Genomic DNA, 18,124 nt, shown 5'->3' on the forward strand with positions numbered 1-18,124 from the left:
AGTTTTCTGTCTACTTATTTGACATTAGTCCACTCTGTGAATTCAGATGTGGAAGAAGAAGTAACTCGCAATGTTTTATTTGCTTCTTTTTCGTGTGTCACTGGAACAGATGCATCTCATTCTAATCCTACAGCATGCTCCGCTGATTCTGTAGGATTAGAATGAGATGCATCTGTTGATAACACTGCTGAAGTTGACGTATCTGTCGCAAGACTTGTTACATCTGAAGTAGGCTGTGTAACAGTAACTTCCGGTTTTACACCAGCTGTTTGTGGTACCTCAGTACTCATAATGCTTGACTCATCCGCCAAAACAGAATGACTACTCATTCCTAGAAATGTCAATCCAATTAATACCGATGCTACACCAAATTTGAATTTCTTAATCGAAAAACGCTGTTTCGTATGTGCGACATTATAATTTCTTTGCTTATACTTCCTAAGCATAACTTCTCTCCTTTTCAAAAGTAAAAATAGATTAACCAATAAAGTTATCTATTTTTACTTTTTTAAAGTTTTACTGTTTTACATTATCTCGATAAATGTGAACTATTATTTGAATTTGTATTGTATAATCACATTCGATAAGATTTATAACTTTAAGATTTTATATAAAGGTGATAGTATATTGGTAAGTTCAGATAACACTAATTTAAAATTTTTAAAAGCTTTCTCAGAATTGTTAAAGATGAGGAGCTTTGAGCAAATTAAAGTTAGCGATTTAGCAAAAAAAGCTCGACTTAGTAGAAGATCTTTCTATAATCATTACAATTCAAAAGAAGACTTCCTTAGGGAGTCTATTTTAATAATCTTTGATGATATCACAAAAATTTTAAATAATGATTTATTATATGAAGAAGTGGTCTTAAAGGAGATGCTTAGCTATATGTATATAAATAAAGAAATTATTAAATCCTTTGTTTTTTCCGAATATTGACAACATAATTAAAAACTATATCAAAGAGATGATTACACATTCCGATATACCAGACTTACAAAAACAACTGGAAACAGCATATCAAGTTCCATATTCTTTCGCTCTTGGTATTTATATCTCAACAATTGAAAGTATTATTTTAAATTGGATAGATCATGACTTTACTGAAGAGCCTGAAGAAATAGCAAGATATATTACATCTGTCGTGAGAATTTAATATTTGTATTAGAAAAAATAATATTTCTTTTCCTCATCTAATACTTTATAAAGAAAAAGACGATAGTTTTTTCTTCTATCGCCTTTGGTAACCATTTTTATGAAATTTTTTAAAGTTAAAAATATAATTTATAATAATATCTTCTTCCATTTTCTGATTTTAGTTCTGAAAGTTCCAAAAGGTGCAACCGTATTTACATGAATAAACTTATACACTTCCCAAGTCGCTGTTTTAGTCGCTTCATCAGCCCACTTTCTCATATGCGCTTCAAATAATTCTTCCTCACTCAACAAATCAATCATTGCATAGATAGAATTAATATTTTCATTTAATTTTGCTTTCAACTCTTGCAGAGATAAATGAGCGTAGGTATCTGTGAACCACTGATATAATTCACCAAGTTGATTCCATTTAAATTTATCCGATGGTGTTTTTACTTGAAGTCCCTTTCTTTCATCTTCTTCCCATTTAAGAACCAAGTTGGTCCAGCCAACCTGATAAGAAAGGTTTTCTGCTGGAGTTCTATCAACTTCATCAATTCTTTTATCTTTTAGATTCTCTGGAATATTATTAAATTCCATAATGTATTTCTCAAATGTTTTACTTATTTCTTTTTTCAACTCTTCTTTATTTTCATAAACTCTCAAAAAACATCTCCTTTCTGATACATATTATTAATAATGATACGGAAACAACCCCAAAGTATTGTATTATAGAATTAGATGACTGATTACAAATTCCTTGTTCACGCCAAAAGAGTTATTAAAAAATTATGATTCAATTTTTTTAGACAGGCATTTGTTAGAAAAACTTCTTGTTACCGAGAGGGGAGAAGATCAGTCATTAATAATCAATCTAAACTACTCCAACTTCCCTTATTAGCATATCATTGATTTGCTACTTTTTTAGCACTTCTTATTACAAATCTAAAAATTGATAGATAATACTATGTTAACTAATAAAGATACTAGTAAGCTGAATTTTCGAGAACCTCTTCACCGTAGCCTCCAGCTTCTGGTAAAGGTAGATTTGTAGAATTAGGTGCTCTTAAAATTCTAATTGGTCTAGCACCGGCCTCCCTAGCTGCATGAATATCGTCATCACTATCTCCATAATGAATGTCTGAACCATATTTCTTAATATAATATGATTTATCATATTTGTATGGCTTTTTAGGTTTATCGCCTGTATAATTTACAGCAATTGGTTTGTCTAATTTAAAATCTTTAGCTAAGGCTTTAGCTGTTTTATCAACCTCGCCCTCCTTATACATTGACCCTCTTGTCCTACCTGTTATAAAAACAATTTTATCTCCTCGTTTTTGATGCATAGCAATTAATTTTTTAGCATATTCTTTGGGAATGGAATCTTGATCTCCCCGTTTTGCAACAAGATCCCAGAATTTTTGTTTATGAAGAAAATCAAACGATCCAGGAGTTACATATTCTTTACCATATTGAAAATATTGACTACTGAAAAGCAGTGTATCATCAATATCAAAACTAACAGTAATCGGCTTCTTACCTTCTAAGCTTTTTTGAATCTCGTCAATAGAAATAGTAGTGACTTTATCTTTATTTGTGTCCGAAAGAGCAGTCATTCCCTCTTGTGTATAAGCTACTTTTGGCCCCTTAGCCTCAACTACTGTTTGTAACGTTATCGTAATCCCTAAAACCAAAAGACTACTCACTAACACTTTCTTCATAAGAACCTCCATAATAAAGTATAAAAATTATTTCTTTAATTAGTTTATCACAAAAAACATAAGAATGAAAGCGATATCATATATGGTTATTTTTTACTTATGTTAAGTCTACAGTCTTCAAAGTGATTTTTCTTCTGTCTCTTGCTTAGGAGTGTTCGCTTCACGAGATTTAATATAATCTTTCATTTCTTGGTAGGTTGTATAAGTCTTCAGCATATCGTCAAAAAATTCTTGAAGGGCATCTCTTTCTATTTCAAATTCTTGGATACTTTGACTGACATCTGCTATGGTAATGTCTTTTGGAAGAACTAACTCATCTAACAGCTGCATAGTTGGCAAACTATTTCCTGGTGTTTGTGCAATGGCAAGTAGAGCCCCTTCGATTTTTTGGTAATAGGTCAGTCGATTATCTAAGGCTTTTTAATATTCCTTTCGTTAAAAAGTTTCTAGGCTTTTACGAGCAGAGCCACACACTCCACATGTGTAGTCTGTTCCTTGAGAATACAATTTTTTATCCTCGTCACTGTTTTGAGGACACAATTTATCTGTTTCTAGTTTAGCATTTTTACGTTTACTTTTAAATTGTTTACCATCCTTGTTTTGAGTTTCACCTGTTTTGAATATTATGGTTAACATTGCAGGATCAATTTCTCCGTCGCTATTAACTCCACCTACAATAATTTTCTCAACAATACTTTCAAAAACTGCACGATCAAACTCCGTAAGCATTTTCTGTGAAGATAGCAAGTGCTTAAACTCAGTTAGTCTTTTCTTTACATCGATTTCTGATTTTAAGGTTGTTTCAATATTTACCTTCTCTTCTGCTAGAAACTCTTTTTCTGAGGAAATTTCATTGTACTTTTCATTGTATATGGTATCGCTAATTTTCCCTTCGAGCCTTAGATTTACAAGATTTTCCTCTTTTTTTAGTAATGTTCGAAGTTTGTTTGTAATCCTTTTTAGTTCCTTATTAAGGCTATTGTCATTCAATTCAGATTCAATCGTTTCAAGTAAGTCTGTCATTAAGTTTTCATTTGAATGATAAAGTTTTCTGTAAGCTTCCATGAAAGCCCCCTCAATAGCGAGCTCTTCTAATCCTTTACTATGCTTACAAAATTTCTTTCCTTTCTTTATCGATGTAACACAGTGCCACACAACCTTGCGATAATCTGAACGGCAGTGCCAACTTCTTCTAGATAATATTGAACCACAAAAACCACATTCTAACATGCTACTAAAAGCATACATTTTTGAATAGCGTTCACGCTTGCCATTTACATTTGCAGCAGTCTTCTTATTTCCTGCTCGACGAAGTCTTATCTCCTGAGCTTTCTCAAAGTCTTCTTTAGATATTATAGGTTCATGATTATCTTTGATGTAGTACTTATCTTCTTCACCAAAATTACTTAAACGTCTCTTGCTTATTGGATCCACTGTAAAAGTTTTGCCCATTAGAATATCGCCTTTATATTTTTCATTCTTTATGATTCCTAAGACTGTTGTATCATTCCAATGATCTAATCCTCTCGGCGATTTGTAACCTAGTTCATCAAGTTCCCTTGCAATTACTTTTCCTCCAATACCTTCTAAGTACCTTTCAAAGATATAGCGAACTATTTTGGCTTCTTTTTTATTGATTGAAAGTTGCTTGGTTTCTACATCATAGTCATACCCCAAGCATCCTTGAAACCCTATCAATTCACCACGTTGCATCTTCATTTTTAATCCTTTTTTCACATGAGCAGATGTATTTTCTACTTCTTGCTGTGCAACGGAGCTTAGAATAGTCAAAAGCAATTCTCCATCCATTGTTAGGGTATCTATATTTTCTTCCTCAAAATATACTCCAATTTGCATATCTTTTAACATTCTGACATATTTCAAAGTATCTAGGGTATTCCTGGCAAATCTAGCAATTGCCTTTGTGACAATGTAATCTATTTCTCCATTTACACAATCATTTATTAATCGTTGAAAATCTTGTCTCTTTCCTACTTGTGTTCCTGAAATCCCCTCATCTGCATAGATACCTGCCAGTTCCCAATCCGACCGCTGAGAGATATAATCTTTATAATGTCTCACCTGAGATTCATAGCTGTTCTTCTGATCTTCGCTATCAGAACTAACTCGGCAATAAGCAGCAACCCTTTTTGACTCTCTTTCGAAATTGTCGCCTCTACGACGAACTAAAGAATCAGCTTTTATTATTTCAACATTATTTTTTTTCATACTGAAATTCCTCCTTTTGATTCTATATTACCGCGTTCAAATCAAAAGGTCAGCTAATTTGTGTACTTAATGCGCAGTCTATTTTTAATTTTTTCATATTCCTTTTTAGTCAACATATTTCTGGAATATAAAAAATTAAGCATTGAAAGTTGCATACTATATTTTACTACTGATTGTTCCAAAACTTACCCTCCTGATAACATGTTACTCTTAGTTATTCTCTGTGGGTATGACTGGTTATATCAATCATGGGAATTTCACCCGCTGTCCTTTTACGTTGGCAGCCTGAACGGTCAGAAGTATCATTATCATTATTTGTGTCATGGCAGATAGGTCACCATCCTATTTTTGAATAAATGATTTCCGCTCATTTCCTGGCGCATTACATTCTATTGCTCAACAAATAAATAAAGTCCCACCTAGAATTATTCAATTGTCAAAGGGCAAAAAGAGACTAAAAATTCCTCTCACTATAAAGAGTGAATTTTTTAGTCTCCTGTTTCCTTATTTTTCAAAAAATTTTCGTAGGTTGTCCAAAATTGTATTTCTCATCCGAAATAGACTAGTCGCAGACATCTCATGCTCTATTGCTACTTCTCTGATGGTATGCTCTCTAAAATACAGAGCATCAATGATTTTAAACTCTTTATCAGATAAGGTTAATAAAGCCTCATTTAGTTGCTCAATAAGGAGCTTGTTTTCTATAAAACGTTCAACATCAACAGTTGTATCAGGCAGTACATTTGCTAGCAGTAACCCATCTACTTCAAATGATGAAAAAGGTAATACTCCAAATTTCCTATCTTTTCTATTCAGATACTTCTCGTGATTGACCAATTGCCAGTAGCTTTTATAAACCGTTTCTGTTACGGGGATTTTACTACCTCTAACGTGAATATAATATTTCATTTCAGTCTCCGTTTATGATTTTTTCTTAGTCATAAAAGGAGGGCTCCTTATCTCAACCATAGCTATTTCTCACTTTTATCAAATCAAGGAGTTCTCCTCACTATAAGAGTGAAAATATGGTGCTCTTGTTCCAAAAAAAATTATATGTACCAAAAAACAGCAAGCTCTTCTGAACTTGCTGATCTATATTTTAATAAGTTTCTGTTTAGTAGGTAACAATAAGATATTTTGCTATATAAGCAATGTAATACCTAGATAATCTATAATTTATTCTATGCGCGCTATTCTAAATTCATTATTAATCTCAACAGCTATGGTTCCTTCTTCTGCTAACAAATAAACTTCTCCGTAATCCCAAACTTCTCTTTTTTCATTAGAATTAGAACCAGAATAATCTATTTTATTTAGTTCCGATTTAGAAATTTCTTGTCCCGTATTCAAAATAAATGTTTTTGAATCTGCTATTACTCCTAGAAATTCTTTTAGTTTATCATCAGATACAATATCAGATGAAATACGAAATTTTTTATTATTAAATTTAACTATCCTACAATCAGATGGATCAATTGCAAGTTCCCCACCTGCTGAATTATTATTGAACTCTTCCAAGCTCAGCATTTCATTATTGGATTGCACATCCGAACTCAAAGAAACCTTATAATAAGAATCATTTATAGAAATAGCTAAACCATCACTAAAATTATAGAGCCCACTATATGCTAATGATACTGTATCACTATTACTTTTAGTAACAACTTTCTGGCTATTTCTATCAATTACTAATGTTTTAAAAAAAGATTCCTTCACAGTACCTAGATCATTTTCATCAACAATTTGATTCATGATTGTATAATCATTTCCTTTATATGTAAATTGATTAAATGATTGATCATGAAACTCTATTGTTTTATTGTCTACCAATCTACATGCAACTAAAGTACAAATTCCAATAAGAACAACTAAGCTAAATAAAATTTTCCTCATGCTACTTCACCTCCTTTATAACATCATCAAATAATAAGAGTGCCCTTTGCCAATTTGTTGTAACCTTTAAGTTATTTAGTTCGATCATTGTTAACAGAATTCCAATTATTCCATCTAAATAACCAAGATTATCTTTTGTTTTTATATTTTCAAATTCCGCGGTAGTATTAAAACCATATGTCATGTCTTCTCTAAAATCACTAATTAACTTTTCCTTAAGAGATTTTATACAGTCATCAAAATCAGTTGTTTTATAAATTTTTTTAAAAAATAGGCAAATCTCAATTGCTCCAGAAAATCCGTGACATAAAATAGATTGTTCCAAACCATTACTTCTCCTGATGGATGCTTTCAAGATGTTACAAGCTTTAGATTTTAGTTTCTTATCTTCTAGAGCCAAACTTGAATACAGATATAGTAAACTAATTCCTGGGCTACCGTAGCACCACGCATCTCGAATAAATTCATACTGTAAATTGCTTTTTTCTGTTTTCTTTAGTTCAATATCGCTTAATCCCTCTTTCCACATATAATTTTTTAACTCGTGTTTTTCGTATAACATTATAATTTTTTTGATTGCTGCAATAGATTTTTCATTAGAATAGCCTTTTAATTTTGAATAAGACAACATTGCGCCAACACCCGCAAGGCCGTGTGCTAAACCAAAATTTAGACATCCTAACGGATAAAGCTTAGACTCTGTCTTGGACATTTGATTCTTTGATTCCACATAGAAGCCTGTTAAAGTAGAATTTTTTAGTGAAAACTCAGATAAGAAATTGATAATTCTGTTTATTATATAATCATTTTCATCTTGCTCCTGAGATAAAAGATAAACTAATACTCCAGATACTCCTTCTATGATGTCATAATCTGTAGGAGAGATTTTCTTAATATCTATATTTTCAATCTTACTTAACGTATAGTACTTAATGTACTCATTAAAACTAATCAATAAGTTATGATATTCTGGGTGTTCTTCAACTAAATGAAGTATACTTATTCCAATTCCAGAAACTCCTGAAAATAAAGAATCCGATAAAACACCATAATTTCTCATTTGTTTAACCATAAAGTTAACATATTTACCCGTTCTAGCGGAGTATTTTCTTTCACTAGTTAAACTTGTCAATTCTGAAGATAATAATATCAATCCAGGTAAACCAGAAGACAAGGTCAATAAATCATAATTCGGTTGTTCAGCATATCTTTTTAACTGCTCATCAAATTTAGCAAATACTTTCTCAGATAAATCAATAATAACTTTATTTTCATCCATCAGACTCCTCCTCGTACTTTTCTGAATAGTAAAGTTCCCTATAATATTTAGATTTACTTATAAGGTCGTCATGTTTTCCTTCATCAATAATTCGTCCATCTTGCATAACTATAATTCGATCTGCTCTACTCGCAGCCATTAGATTATGTGACACAAACAAAGCAATCTTATCTCTAGAACGAGTTACAAATTCATCAAATATTTCTTTCTCTGAAACAGGATCAAGCGCTGAACTTGGTTCATCCAAAATGTATATGCTTGCATTCTTGAAGAAAGTCCTAGCCAATGCTACTTTTTGCCATTGTCCTCCTGAAATTTGTCTACTATCGTTAAACCAGGTCCCTAAACGTTGATTAAGGTTGAAATTGTTTTCTGCGGTTAAGAAATTTAATTTTAAGTTATCAATATGTTTCTTTATTTTGGAGTCAGATATACTGTTTACATCACTTAGGCCAATATTTTCTCTCACAGATAATTCAAACTTCACAAAGTCCTGAAAAAGAACAGAAACATTATTTTGATAATAACTCAAGTCTAGGACATCACTAGATTCGTTATTATAATATATTTGACCCTCTGAAGGTTGGTATAATCCCGATAGTAATTTTACTAAGGTACTCTTACCAGAACCATTCTTCCCCACAATTGCTACAAGTTCACCCTTATTAAACTCAACATTAATATCCTCTAAAGTTTTTTTGACACTTCCTGGATAGATAAAAGAGAGATTATTGACTTTTATTTTGTCAATGCGCTTTTCAATTCTTGAGATTCTACTATTCTGAATTGAAATATTACTTACTTCCATATCAAAAAATTTAAATAATTGTTCCATGAATAAACTTGTGTTATAGATGATATAAGTATTTTGGATCATAGATTGTGAGTAGGTATTTACACGAGTTATTGCTTGAATAAGGCTTACAAAATTACCTACTAAAAGTTTACCGCTTCGAATTGACTGTATCATCATAAAAATAGCTATACCATTAATAAAATTCAATAAAATATCCAAACTTCCTCTGAAAAGAACTTTCTTTTTCGAAATATTCAAATCCTGATTCATAAAATTTCTTTTCAATGTTCCATATTTATCAATGAAATATTGACTAATACCATTTAGTTTAATCTCTTTAAATGAAAAATCATGAGTAAGAAGATAATTGATGTACCAAACTTCCCTCTCCGAATTTGCTCGCTCCCATTGAATCAAAAATTCTAGCTGGCCAACACGCATAAAAATTACTAAGGAAATAACAGGAATTATCAGTAAAAAAGTCGATACTGCCACATTCCAAGTGGACACATAAATAATACTTGTTAATAAAGATAGAAACCCTGTAATCACACCAATGATAGCATTGAAAAGTTGGAACGGCTTATATGTACTATCTTGTACAATATTTTCAATGAGATTGTATGTATCTGCTTGTTCAAAATCTATTAAATTTAGAGATGATGTTTTTTTCAATAACTTCAAATTGAGATTATAGGACAAGTTCATATTAAATTTCTCACTTATATATGAGTTTAACTGACTTAGTATTGATAGCATCATTTGCATTAATATATAGACAATTAATACTGAAAAAATGTTACTTCCTTTTTTTAAAACAGCATTGATTAATTCTTGATAGATAAATAAGCTTGCTAAAGGAATTATTGATTGTAATATGTTTAAAATTATTAGATAGCTAGCATATTTTCTTTCTATTCGAAAAATTAATCTTATTGTTTTAGGAATTGTCAAAATTGTTTGAAAAAAATTTTTTAGTGTAAATTTATCCATGATTGTGCCCATTTCTAAATTCTTCACTGATTATCAATCCGCGAATTATAGCATAAATCTTAGTCTCATTTTCTCTCTTTATACCAAATAAGCGATTATTGTGTACATGAATGATACTATCATAAATGATATATGTATAGTCATCTGATAATTGAATACAACTGTCTGATAATTTCTTAAGTCTTTGACATAGTTTAGATAGTTCTGGAAGAAGATTTATTAAATATCCCTTTATTAAGTACAAATCAATTAATGCAGTATTCCTATTTTTATCTCTATTTTGGCTGTCTAAATGCTCTGGACAAGCAAATTCTAAAAATTGTATTATTTCTTTATTGTTATCTTTAAAAAATGATTTGAGATAAAAGTAGTTAAATATTATTGCTAAATCATCTAGGGTTAAATCTAATCTTTTCTGCCGAATTAAACTTAATGAATTGATGACTATTTCAGTATCTAGACAAAAAATTTCTTCTACCAAAGGAATTCTTTCTAGTCCCCCATACCTTTCGATTTCTCTGTCATACGTTGAAATATCTATATTTGATATTAACTTGTTTTGTATGCAGAGTTGAAAAATCTCTTGAATTTTTTCAAAACTTTTATATAAATTCTGCGTTCTTATCCTTAGTCGGATATGAAATTTTGGATCAGTATATCTGATATAGAAGCTCATCCCATCATCTAAATTTACTAACTTCAAAATTCGAGGCATTATATCCGAAAGAAATTCCTCTTGCCTATCTGCCGACATATACAATTTAAAGTAGAGCCATTCATCAAATGGTATTTTCTGTCTAACATTTGTCGGAATAACCTCTGGTAATATTTCTTTTATGTACCTAGGTTCCTTAATTTCATCCTTAGCAAATACTGGAACAACTATATCAGAAATATGAGTTGTAGATTCCTTCTCTACAAGGTGTGAATCAAAAATACACTCTGATAGACATAATTCTTCATTTTTATTACTACTTTTTCTTACAATATCTTCAAAAAGTTGATTATCTAGTGGATTATTACGGTTAATTAATATTCGATTATCACTGTTATCAACATACAATTTTGTCGGAAGATTGTTTTCAAGAATAATCTGATGAATATCCTTCGACAACATCCTTCCACTAAGCCTCCAACGTTCAGGAGCAACAATAATGTCCTTAAATACTATTCTAGGAATATGAGAAAATTTTTGATAAACCATCTCCCAAGGGAATATTCCGAAATGATCTTCTTGAGCTATCTCACATAAAAACCGTAATTCATTGCTAAACATCATTTGGTTATACATATTTGTACTATAAAATTTTAAGAGTTCCTTAGTTTTAAAATTTCTAGCATAAAAACTATTCTTAGAATCAATACCAATATATATATCAGATAAAATTTGACTTCTCTTATCCATATTCGTAAAAAGTGATAATACTTTTTCTCTGACATTTGTTGTGCGCATAACATTAGCATGACGAAGATTCTCTGGTAAAAATGTTATTTCACAAGAGTTATACCCTGATACGTGATTATTGTTTTCAACAATTTGAGTGATAGTTTGATGATAATGTTCCAATTTATCTGATAGAATAGAAAACCTGCCTGAGCTAGCTCCTAAATTCTTAGAACATCCTGTATTAGTTAAGCTTAGTACGCTTTTACCATCTACTTTATTAACATAAAAGAACAACTCAAATCCTAGATTGATTTTATCTTTGTCTTGATTAAAAAAATCTTCTTCATTATAAAGTTGAATATTTCCACCTGTTTCTAAGGCTTTTTCAAAATTATTGAGATATTCTAATTCTTCTTTTTCACTAAAATATACAGTAGAAGGCGAAGATTCCCAGAAATCATTTTTGGGGTGCTGATATCCATATGGAGAACCAATTCCTAAATTAGAATCAAACAACTCCATCAACTGAACTTCTCTATTTACTCCGTACTTATCTAAAAATTTTTCTTTATAATCATCTAAATAAGTACGCTTTACATGATCTGAATTACTTACTAGAAACTCAGCAAATTCTACTATCTGAGTTTTATTTTCATTACCTAATTGGATTTGACCATCATTATAAAGATCAATTTGAAGAAAATTAGGGGTTTCAACTAACGATGACATTAACTTGTAGATTTCTTTAAGCTTTTCAATCCCATCCCCAATTTCCAATTCAGAATATTCAACAATTAAGTTGCTAATTGCTATTAGTTTAAAATAATAAAGATTTTGCTTATCGATTTCTTTGACTTTAGAAATGAATTCTTCAAACTTAAAATTCATTATTAATTCTGAATTAATATTTGAAATTAGAAAATGACTATCAATCAAACTCATGATATATGATGTTGCAATATCTCGATACTCTTCACCATAGGATTCAACAAGTTTTTCTATAATACAGTTAAAATATACATATTTATCACAACAAAGCTCATCAATAAGTTGATAAACTTTAGTGAACTTTATGTTGACTTCTTCAATTTTAGTATCATTTATAGAAAACAATTGAACAACTCTATCTCCAAATTGATAGTTGGCTGGATTTATTTTATAGGCTAATTCTCGAGAATATTCCTTCTCAATCTTAAAAACTAGACGTATTAACCACTCTGAATCCAAGAGTACTTTTTTTAATGTTTTTCCATTCAAGTTTAATTTCTCTGTAGAAGAAAATGAACCTATTGAAGTTTCACTAAATAAACCAAATGGTGTTGAGCGCTCCTTACTACGCTTATAATATTTATATACAGATTCTGATAATTGGTTGATTTTTTTCCTTTTCATTGAATCACCACTATAATATTTTTGAAGCGATTCATATAAACTCCTGCTGGCTACAAATAGTTGCTCCTGGAATATCTTATTCTCTCTTATAGTTTCTAAAAATGAATTATAATCACATTCCAACAATTCATGTATTCCAATGATTGCATTACGAACCAAAAAATTATTTGTAGTATATTTATGTTCCATTAGCAGCTCCAACTTCTAAATTATTTTTATAAATCTTCAAATATTATTTTGGAAATTTATAAAAATAAAGGTAGTAGACTACTATCCACTACCTTTATTTTAGCAATAGACATATTCGTCTAAAGAGTAATATCCTAAACAAATATTCTAATATTTAGAGGGACCTTACTCGAAAAGATATAGAGTCCCTTTCTTTCTTAGTCAAGATTTGCAAAAAGATAGTTACTAAACAAATAAATTTTATCCAAAATGGCAACCACAAGTTGCAGTTTTGATTGCACAGGTCATCAAAATACCCGTCTTACATCCAGGAGTACATAATGATTTACTAGTTACCCGAGGTGAAGCTCCTGAGTTGTTTTCCTTTGAGATTGTGACAAGATCCAAATTAAAATCTTCATTGTTCATAATAAAATTCCTCCAATTATTTTTTCTTTGTTCGAACAAATATATTGTAAGATACCTAGTTCAGAATTTGTTCATAATTATAGAGAATGAACAAATTTTTTATTTAGAATGCATGAAATATTTATACTGATACTCTGGACAATTAAATAAAAAGATAGTTGACCAATGAAACTGCTGAAAAAGTCTGATATTTTTAAAATATCATGAACAATACTGTCTTGAAAAGATAATAAAATAGACATAAAAAGCGGATGATCTGCAATCTTTAGATTTCAAAATATGCTGTCATTCGCTTTTTATCTATTGAATTTTGTTGTATTCTACTCTTTTAGTGACCTCTAACCAATTTACCTCTTTTTACATATTTTTTGAATTTCAACATTATTCATAACAGCTAAATTACAAAAATACGATAATATGATAAAACCAATTAAGTATACTAGAATCATAAAAATTTCATTTTTCCCAATTTCTAGGATCATATTAACAGGTAAAACGATAGGCAACCAGAAGTTATTTAAAAATACTTTATTGGTTGCAAATATAATAAACAGACATTCGATAAAAGAAATTACTAGATTCCCTCCCTTTCCCATGATAAGACTAAGTAACATATGGAAATGGTTAAGTAAGACTAATAATAACCAAGTAATCACACCAACATACGCAAAGTAAGAGAGTCTATTAAATTCAACTCCTACCACTATCCAAACTGGAACTCCCAATAAAACCATAAGTAAGTCTGTCGAAATAAGCTTTATTCCCCAAATAATTCCACTATTTTTTTCGCTTTTAATATTTTGAAAGAAATTTGCTTTTTCCTCTTGTTCATGAAGAAAAATAGAGAAAATTGATGCTAATATACAATATCCTAACATAGGTAAAAAAATGATATTTTCAATTACAACTGAATTATTTGTAAACTGTAAATAAAGAGGAATTGTGAATAATTGAATAATTGATAAAATTAAAATAAGATTTAAAGTAAGAGAGCCTTTCAACTTTAGCAACTCACTTTTTAGAATTTTGTTCATTAGTTATCCTCCACTTCAACAAACTAAGGAAACTCACAAAAACTAAGATTGAAAGAGATACTGATATTAAAATTGTCGATATTTCAACTCCACTTAATGCTGCCTCTAAATCACCTGAGGGTTTTAAATGTAAAAGAGCATAAGCAATTTTATAGTGATAAGTATAAGGAAATATGAACCAAACCGATGTCTGAGCTATTAGAGGAGCAACTAATAAGCAAATAAGAGAATTTGTAGCCAACAACAAGTAGGGATTTATCCACTTTGCTAGAAAATATAATAGTGGTAATACCCAAGCAGAAGAAACACCAATAAGTAATAAACAAATCAAATCTTTACCAATGTCTACTGATATCACACCTGAAAAAAGAAATGAGATGCCATAAAATATTATCGTAAAAATAAAGGTTGAAATCAAAACATCCTTGAACTTCAACAGTATCTTCGCTAAATAAATAGTAAACGTATATCTACCCAAGCTAATATTTTGAAACGCACCTGCATTCTCCTCCGCGCTATAATCAGCTAAAAACAATAACCCAAGGAGAGTGAAAAGGAATCCTCCCTCCCACCAATAAATTGAAAAACTTTCTAAATTGAGAGGTCCTGCTAGTATGAAAGCTATAAAAATTGCTAGCAAAGGAATAAGGATTAGTAATTTTTTATCAGAACTAGATTTTTGCTTCAGCCACTCAGATTTAAAAATATTAGTCATTTCCATCACCTCCATGGACAATTCTAAAGAATAGTTTTTCTAAATCATTTGAATTCTTATTAATATCATCGTAAAAAATCTTGCCCTGATTCAGTATAACGATTTGATCCGCAATTTTGCTGACTTCACTTAGTTGATGGCTGGACAAGAGGACTGTCATTCCAGATTTTTTTAGATCCCTAATTAAATTTAGCAATTCTTTTATCCCATCTGGATCTAGACCATTAGTTGGCTCATCTAAAATTAATAAATCAGGATTGGTAATAATTGCCATTCCTAAACCAAGTCGTTGCTTCATTCCTAATGAAAAGTGCCCTGCCTTCTTTTTTCCAGTATCAGATAAACCAACCAACTGAAGTACCTCATAAATTCTTTCATCTGGAATATCATGTAGCAATGCTCGTGTTTTTAAATTGTCAAATGCAGAAAGATTCAAATAGATAGCAGGAGATTCTATCAACGCTCCAATATCAAATCTATTTTCTTCTACAATATCCTTATGCTTTCCATTGAAAATGACTTCTCCACTATCAGCTCTTTCTAACCCAAAAAGAATTTTCATAATGGTGGATTTCCCAGCCCCATTTACTCCCAGAAGACCACAAATAGTACCTTCTTCAATTTTAAATGAAACGTCTTTTAAAACCTCTTTGTCTTTATAGCTTTTTCTTAGATTTTGAATGATAACTTCCATTTTTTCTGCCTCCATTTCTTTTATTATAATACAAAAGAAATTTCAGTATTTGTTCAGAAAAAAATTGAGCAAAAAGTCGATATCTCTTTGATTTTTTCAAATTTTCGAAATAAAAAATCGCATAAAATCAACGTTTTTAAATGAAAGATTTCATGCGGTTTTGTTTATATTAGGCTTTTTGACCAGCCCCTAAAATTTTTTAATTAATAAAGTGACCTGTGCACCACCATTTTGTGGATTTGAGAGTATTAATTGACCTTGATGTCTCATAGCTATCTTTTGAGCAAATGAAAGTCCTATTCCGTAATGCTTATCATTTCTTCCTTTATTCTCTGTGTAAAAAAGTTTTCCTCCATCTTTAAGAGACTCTTCTGTAAATGGTAAACCATTATTCCAAATCTCAAAACTGATAAAGTTGGAACTTTCAGATATAGTCAGTACCACCTTGCCCTCTTCTGAACAAAATCTAGTCGCATTAGATAAGATATTTATCAAAGCTCGATCTAAGTTGAGACGATTTCCTTTAATCACTCTGGTATGGGATTCATTAACTATTTGAAAATTAATTTTTTTTGAAGACATAATATCTCGACATTCTAATGATAATTCATCAAGAAATTTTGATAATTCAATATCTTCCTGATAATTCTTATCCTCAATTAGCAATCTTGAGTAATTAACCATTGAATTAAAATACTTTTCAAATATACCAACACTATGATTCATTGAGGACATAAAATCTAATTGTTTTTCATCTAGATTAGTCATCTCAAGCAACTCGATATTCCCCTTTAAAACAGTTAATGGTGTTTTAATATCATGTGCTAATGCAGCAACTTGAAATGACAAATCTTCTTTATCTTTTTTCTCCATTTCTAATAACTTTGTCAACTCTTCGTCTTTTTGATAAAGCGTCAATAAAATGTTATTACATTCTAAGATTGCAGTTTCTTTACGTCCAATATCCATTCCTGGTATTCCCATATTCAGAGATATTTTTTCAATTAGACGAAAATTTTTTGTAAATTCTCTTAAGAGCCTAATAACAGAGATAGAGATGAGTAATAATTCTAGCACTATAAAAAACAAATAAGAGACTAAATTATAGGAAATATGTCGAAAGTTTCGATTTACAAATTCGGGCATTGTTGGTCTTCTAATAACCAAAATAAAATCTGAGTTTTCATATTTTGTAAACAATATAGAACCCTCGCTAACCGAACTTCCAGTATCAAAAACTTCTTTATAATGTTGTAAATCCTGTTTTTGATAATTTCCAGAGACCAATTCGCCATTATCGCTATCAAACAATACATAATCAAAGACAGAATAATCCATTTGATTCTTAATACCGTTAGCAGATTTACTATCACTAATTGAAATATGATAGTCTGTTCCATATGTGTTCAACTGACCTGTAAAAATAAGAACGTAGCTCAATACAAGCAACATAATAACATTTGCAACTGTACCAATCACTATTTCAAGAACTGTCCTTAAAATCCGCTTATTAATTGAATACCTTTTCATCATTCCACTTATATCCCATCCCCCTTATTGTTTTAATGGGATTAATTCCATAGGGACCAAACTTGACTCTAATTTGATAAATGTATTCCGAAATTGAACGAAATAATGCATCTGCTTCATCATCATAGACACATTCATAGATTTCTTCTCTTGTATAAACCTTATTTGTCTTACTAGATAATAGCTCTAAAATATCATATTCCCTTTTAGTAAGAGAAATAGCTTCACCATTAACACACACGAGTTTTTCTTGAAGGTAAAATGTTAGTGGAAATAATTCTCGAATAACAGATTCATTAGATTCAGCATTTCTATAACGTTCTTCTCGTTTTAAATGCGCTGCAACCTTAGCAACTAGTTGATTAACACTAAATGGCTTTGTGATATAATCGTCACCACCGAGATTTAAGCCAGATACAATATCATCTTCAGAATCTTTTGCACTGACAAAAATAATCGGAGAGGATACTGATTTACGAATCTGTTTACAGATTTGCAGACCATCAACATTTGGCATCATAACATCAAGCAATATTAAATCAAATCCATCAAAATCACTTATTTTTATAGGAAGCCTAACTTCTTGATAAGTCGTCACATTATAGTTTTTCATTTCTAAAATTGTTCGCATCAATTTTACAATTTCAAAATCATCATCAACTACCAAAATCTTATACATACTAGGTACCTCTTTTATCTCATACTACTATTTTACACTATTATTGCA

Annotated in this window: 18 protein-coding genes and 1 pseudogene; 2 read left to right on the plus strand and 17 right to left on the minus strand. The window is 30.4% G+C overall.

The features are described from left to right. Positions 1–116 precede the first annotated feature (116 nt). The gene (locus HMPREF9171_RS106255; protein ID WP_000944931.1) at positions 117–446 is read right to left on the minus strand and encodes a YSIRK-type signal peptide-containing protein; all 330 of its coding nucleotides are present in this window, start codon (positions 444–446) and stop codon (positions 117–119) included. Between the two features lie 181 nt (positions 447–627). On the opposite strand from HMPREF9171_RS106255, the gene HMPREF9171_RS1000000114130 reads away from it, so the two are divergent. Together HMPREF9171_RS1000000114130 and HMPREF9171_RS1000000114135 are read left to right on the plus strand one after the other, a co-directional pair. Continuing rightward, on the plus strand, positions 628–936 hold the full coding sequence (locus HMPREF9171_RS1000000114130) for a TetR/AcrR family transcriptional regulator (protein ID WP_001876114.1): 309 nt from the start codon (positions 628–630) through the stop codon (positions 934–936). A 28-nt stretch (positions 937–964) separates the two neighbouring features. Then, the gene (locus tag HMPREF9171_RS1000000114135; RefSeq protein ID WP_001875973.1) at positions 965–1,153 is read left to right on the plus strand and encodes a TetR-like C-terminal domain-containing protein; all 189 of its coding nucleotides are present in this window, start codon (positions 965–967) and stop codon (positions 1,151–1,153) included. Positions 1,154–1,281: 128 nt separating this feature from the next. Here HMPREF9171_RS1000000114135 and HMPREF9171_RS106245 read toward each other — a convergent pair whose 3' ends face one another. The 16 genes and pseudogenes from HMPREF9171_RS106245 to HMPREF9171_RS106175 form a co-directional block, all read right to left on the minus strand. Continuing rightward, on the minus strand, positions 1,282–1,800 hold the full coding sequence (locus tag HMPREF9171_RS106245) for a ClbS/DfsB family four-helix bundle protein (protein WP_001267095.1): 519 nt from the start codon (positions 1,798–1,800) through the stop codon (positions 1,282–1,284). 320 nt (positions 1,801–2,120) lie between these two features. Then, the gene (aphA, locus tag HMPREF9171_RS106240) at positions 2,121–2,858 is read right to left on the minus strand and encodes an acid phosphatase AphA (RefSeq protein WP_000757296.1); all 738 of its coding nucleotides are present in this window, start codon (positions 2,856–2,858) and stop codon (positions 2,121–2,123) included. 117 nt (positions 2,859–2,975) lie between these two features. Further along, a pseudogene (locus tag HMPREF9171_RS106235) lies at positions 2,976–3,266 on the minus strand (helical hairpin domain-containing protein); the annotation flags it as partial. 27 nt (positions 3,267–3,293) lie between these two features. Next, positions 3,294–5,087: a recombinase family protein gene (locus tag HMPREF9171_RS106230; RefSeq protein WP_000740018.1), complete on the minus strand. Its 1,794-nt coding sequence runs from the start codon at positions 5,085–5,087 to the stop codon at positions 3,294–3,296. A gap of 53 nt (positions 5,088–5,140) precedes the next feature. After that, entirely contained in the window at positions 5,141–5,242 is a 102-nt protein-coding gene (locus tag HMPREF9171_RS1000000114225; protein ID WP_306341358.1) for a hypothetical protein, read from the minus strand. A gap of 349 nt (positions 5,243–5,591) precedes the next feature. After that, complete coding sequence (locus HMPREF9171_RS106225; protein WP_000878635.1) at positions 5,592–5,996, minus strand: sigma-70 RNA polymerase sigma factor region 4 domain-containing protein; 405 nt, start codon at positions 5,994–5,996, stop codon at positions 5,592–5,594. 267 nt (positions 5,997–6,263) lie between these two features. Then, positions 6,264–6,980 (minus strand): NisI/SpaI family lantibiotic immunity lipoprotein, encoded by a 717-nt coding sequence (locus HMPREF9171_RS106220; RefSeq protein WP_001226539.1) that lies wholly within the window; start codon positions 6,978–6,980, stop codon positions 6,264–6,266. 1 nt (position 6,981) lies between these two features. Then, positions 6,982–8,259, minus strand: coding sequence for a lanthionine synthetase C family protein (locus HMPREF9171_RS106215; protein WP_000344171.1), 1,278 nt, complete (start codon positions 8,257–8,259; stop codon positions 6,982–6,984). After that, entirely contained in the window at positions 8,252–10,048 is a 1,797-nt protein-coding gene (locus HMPREF9171_RS106210) for an ABC transporter ATP-binding protein (protein ID WP_031912841.1), read from the minus strand. Before HMPREF9171_RS106210 ends, HMPREF9171_RS106215 begins: the two co-directional genes overlap by 8 nt. Then, a complete protein-coding gene (locus HMPREF9171_RS106205) occupies positions 10,041–13,016 on the minus strand; it encodes a lantibiotic dehydratase (RefSeq protein ID WP_000400478.1) in 2,976 nt (991 codons plus the stop codon). The genes HMPREF9171_RS106210 and HMPREF9171_RS106205 overlap by 8 nt, the downstream gene beginning before the upstream one ends. Positions 13,017–13,256: 240 nt before the next feature. Beyond that, complete coding sequence (locus tag HMPREF9171_RS106200; protein ID WP_001058290.1) at positions 13,257–13,424, minus strand: gallidermin/nisin family lantibiotic; 168 nt, start codon at positions 13,422–13,424, stop codon at positions 13,257–13,259. A 347-nt stretch (positions 13,425–13,771) separates the two neighbouring features. Next, on the minus strand, positions 13,772–14,458 hold the full coding sequence (locus tag HMPREF9171_RS106195) for an ABC-2 family transporter permease (protein WP_001033677.1): 687 nt from the start codon (positions 14,456–14,458) through the stop codon (positions 13,772–13,774). Further along, positions 14,436–15,173 (minus strand): lantibiotic immunity ABC transporter MutE/EpiE family permease subunit, encoded by a 738-nt coding sequence (locus HMPREF9171_RS106190; protein ID WP_000181737.1) that lies wholly within the window; start codon positions 15,171–15,173, stop codon positions 14,436–14,438. Before HMPREF9171_RS106190 ends, HMPREF9171_RS106195 begins: the two co-directional genes overlap by 23 nt. Then, complete coding sequence (locus HMPREF9171_RS106185) at positions 15,166–15,867, minus strand: ABC transporter ATP-binding protein (RefSeq protein ID WP_000452012.1); 702 nt, start codon at positions 15,865–15,867, stop codon at positions 15,166–15,168. Before HMPREF9171_RS106185 ends, HMPREF9171_RS106190 begins: the two co-directional genes overlap by 8 nt. 189 nt (positions 15,868–16,056) lie before the next feature. Then, entirely contained in the window at positions 16,057–17,400 is a 1,344-nt protein-coding gene (locus tag HMPREF9171_RS106180) for a sensor histidine kinase (RefSeq protein WP_000977993.1), read from the minus strand. Then, positions 17,378–18,076, minus strand: coding sequence for a response regulator transcription factor (locus tag HMPREF9171_RS106175; protein ID WP_000276750.1), 699 nt, complete (start codon positions 18,074–18,076; stop codon positions 17,378–17,380). Before HMPREF9171_RS106175 ends, HMPREF9171_RS106180 begins: the two co-directional genes overlap by 23 nt. Positions 18,077–18,124 lie beyond the last annotated feature (48 nt).

It is taken from the genome of Streptococcus agalactiae ATCC 13813, assembly GCF_000186445.1.
Lineage (GTDB): Bacteria > Bacillota > Bacilli > Lactobacillales > Streptococcaceae > Streptococcus > Streptococcus agalactiae.

Excerpts from the sequence above, each read along its gene's own strand:
- HMPREF9171_RS106205 (WP_000400478.1), bottom strand. The coding sequence starts at position 13,016 with ATGGAACATAAATATACTACAAATAATTTTTTGGTTCGTAATGCAATC.
- HMPREF9171_RS106230 (WP_000740018.1), bottom strand. The coding sequence starts at position 5,087 with ATGAAAAAAAATAATGTTGAAATAATAAAAGCTGATTCTTTAGTTCGT.
- HMPREF9171_RS1000000114135 (WP_001875973.1), top strand. The coding sequence starts at position 965 with ATGATTACACATTCCGATATACCAGACTTACAAAAACAACTGGAAACA.
- HMPREF9171_RS106175 (WP_000276750.1), bottom strand. The coding sequence starts at position 18,076 with ATGTATAAGATTTTGGTAGTTGATGATGATTTTGAAATTGTAAAATTG.
- HMPREF9171_RS106255 (WP_000944931.1), bottom strand. The coding sequence starts at position 446 with ATGCTTAGGAAGTATAAGCAAAGAAATTATAATGTCGCACATACGAAA.
- HMPREF9171_RS106190 (WP_000181737.1), bottom strand. The coding sequence starts at position 15,173 with ATGACTAATATTTTTAAATCTGAGTGGCTGAAGCAAAAATCTAGTTCT.
- HMPREF9171_RS106215 (WP_000344171.1), bottom strand. The coding sequence starts at position 8,259 with ATGGATGAAAATAAAGTTATTATTGATTTATCTGAGAAAGTATTTGCT.
- HMPREF9171_RS106185 (WP_000452012.1), bottom strand. The coding sequence starts at position 15,867 with ATGGAAGTTATCATTCAAAATCTAAGAAAAAGCTATAAAGACAAAGAG.
- HMPREF9171_RS106210 (WP_031912841.1), bottom strand. The coding sequence starts at position 10,048 with ATGGATAAATTTACACTAAAAAATTTTTTTCAAACAATTTTGACAATT.
- HMPREF9171_RS106200 (WP_001058290.1), bottom strand. The coding sequence starts at position 13,424 with ATGAACAATGAAGATTTTAATTTGGATCTTGTCACAATCTCAAAGGAA.
- HMPREF9171_RS106195 (WP_001033677.1), bottom strand. The coding sequence starts at position 14,458 with ATGAACAAAATTCTAAAAAGTGAGTTGCTAAAGTTGAAAGGCTCTCTT.
- HMPREF9171_RS106225 (WP_000878635.1), bottom strand. The coding sequence starts at position 5,996 with ATGAAATATTATATTCACGTTAGAGGTAGTAAAATCCCCGTAACAGAA.
- HMPREF9171_RS106180 (WP_000977993.1), bottom strand. The coding sequence starts at position 17,400 with ATGATGAAAAGGTATTCAATTAATAAGCGGATTTTAAGGACAGTTCTT.
- HMPREF9171_RS1000000114225 (WP_306341358.1), bottom strand. The coding sequence starts at position 5,242 with ATGCAACTTTCAATGCTTAATTTTTTATATTCCAGAAATATGTTGACT.
- HMPREF9171_RS106220 (WP_001226539.1), bottom strand. The coding sequence starts at position 6,980 with ATGAGGAAAATTTTATTTAGCTTAGTTGTTCTTATTGGAATTTGTACT.
- aphA (WP_000757296.1), bottom strand. The coding sequence starts at position 2,858 with ATGAAGAAAGTGTTAGTGAGTAGTCTTTTGGTTTTAGGGATTACGATA.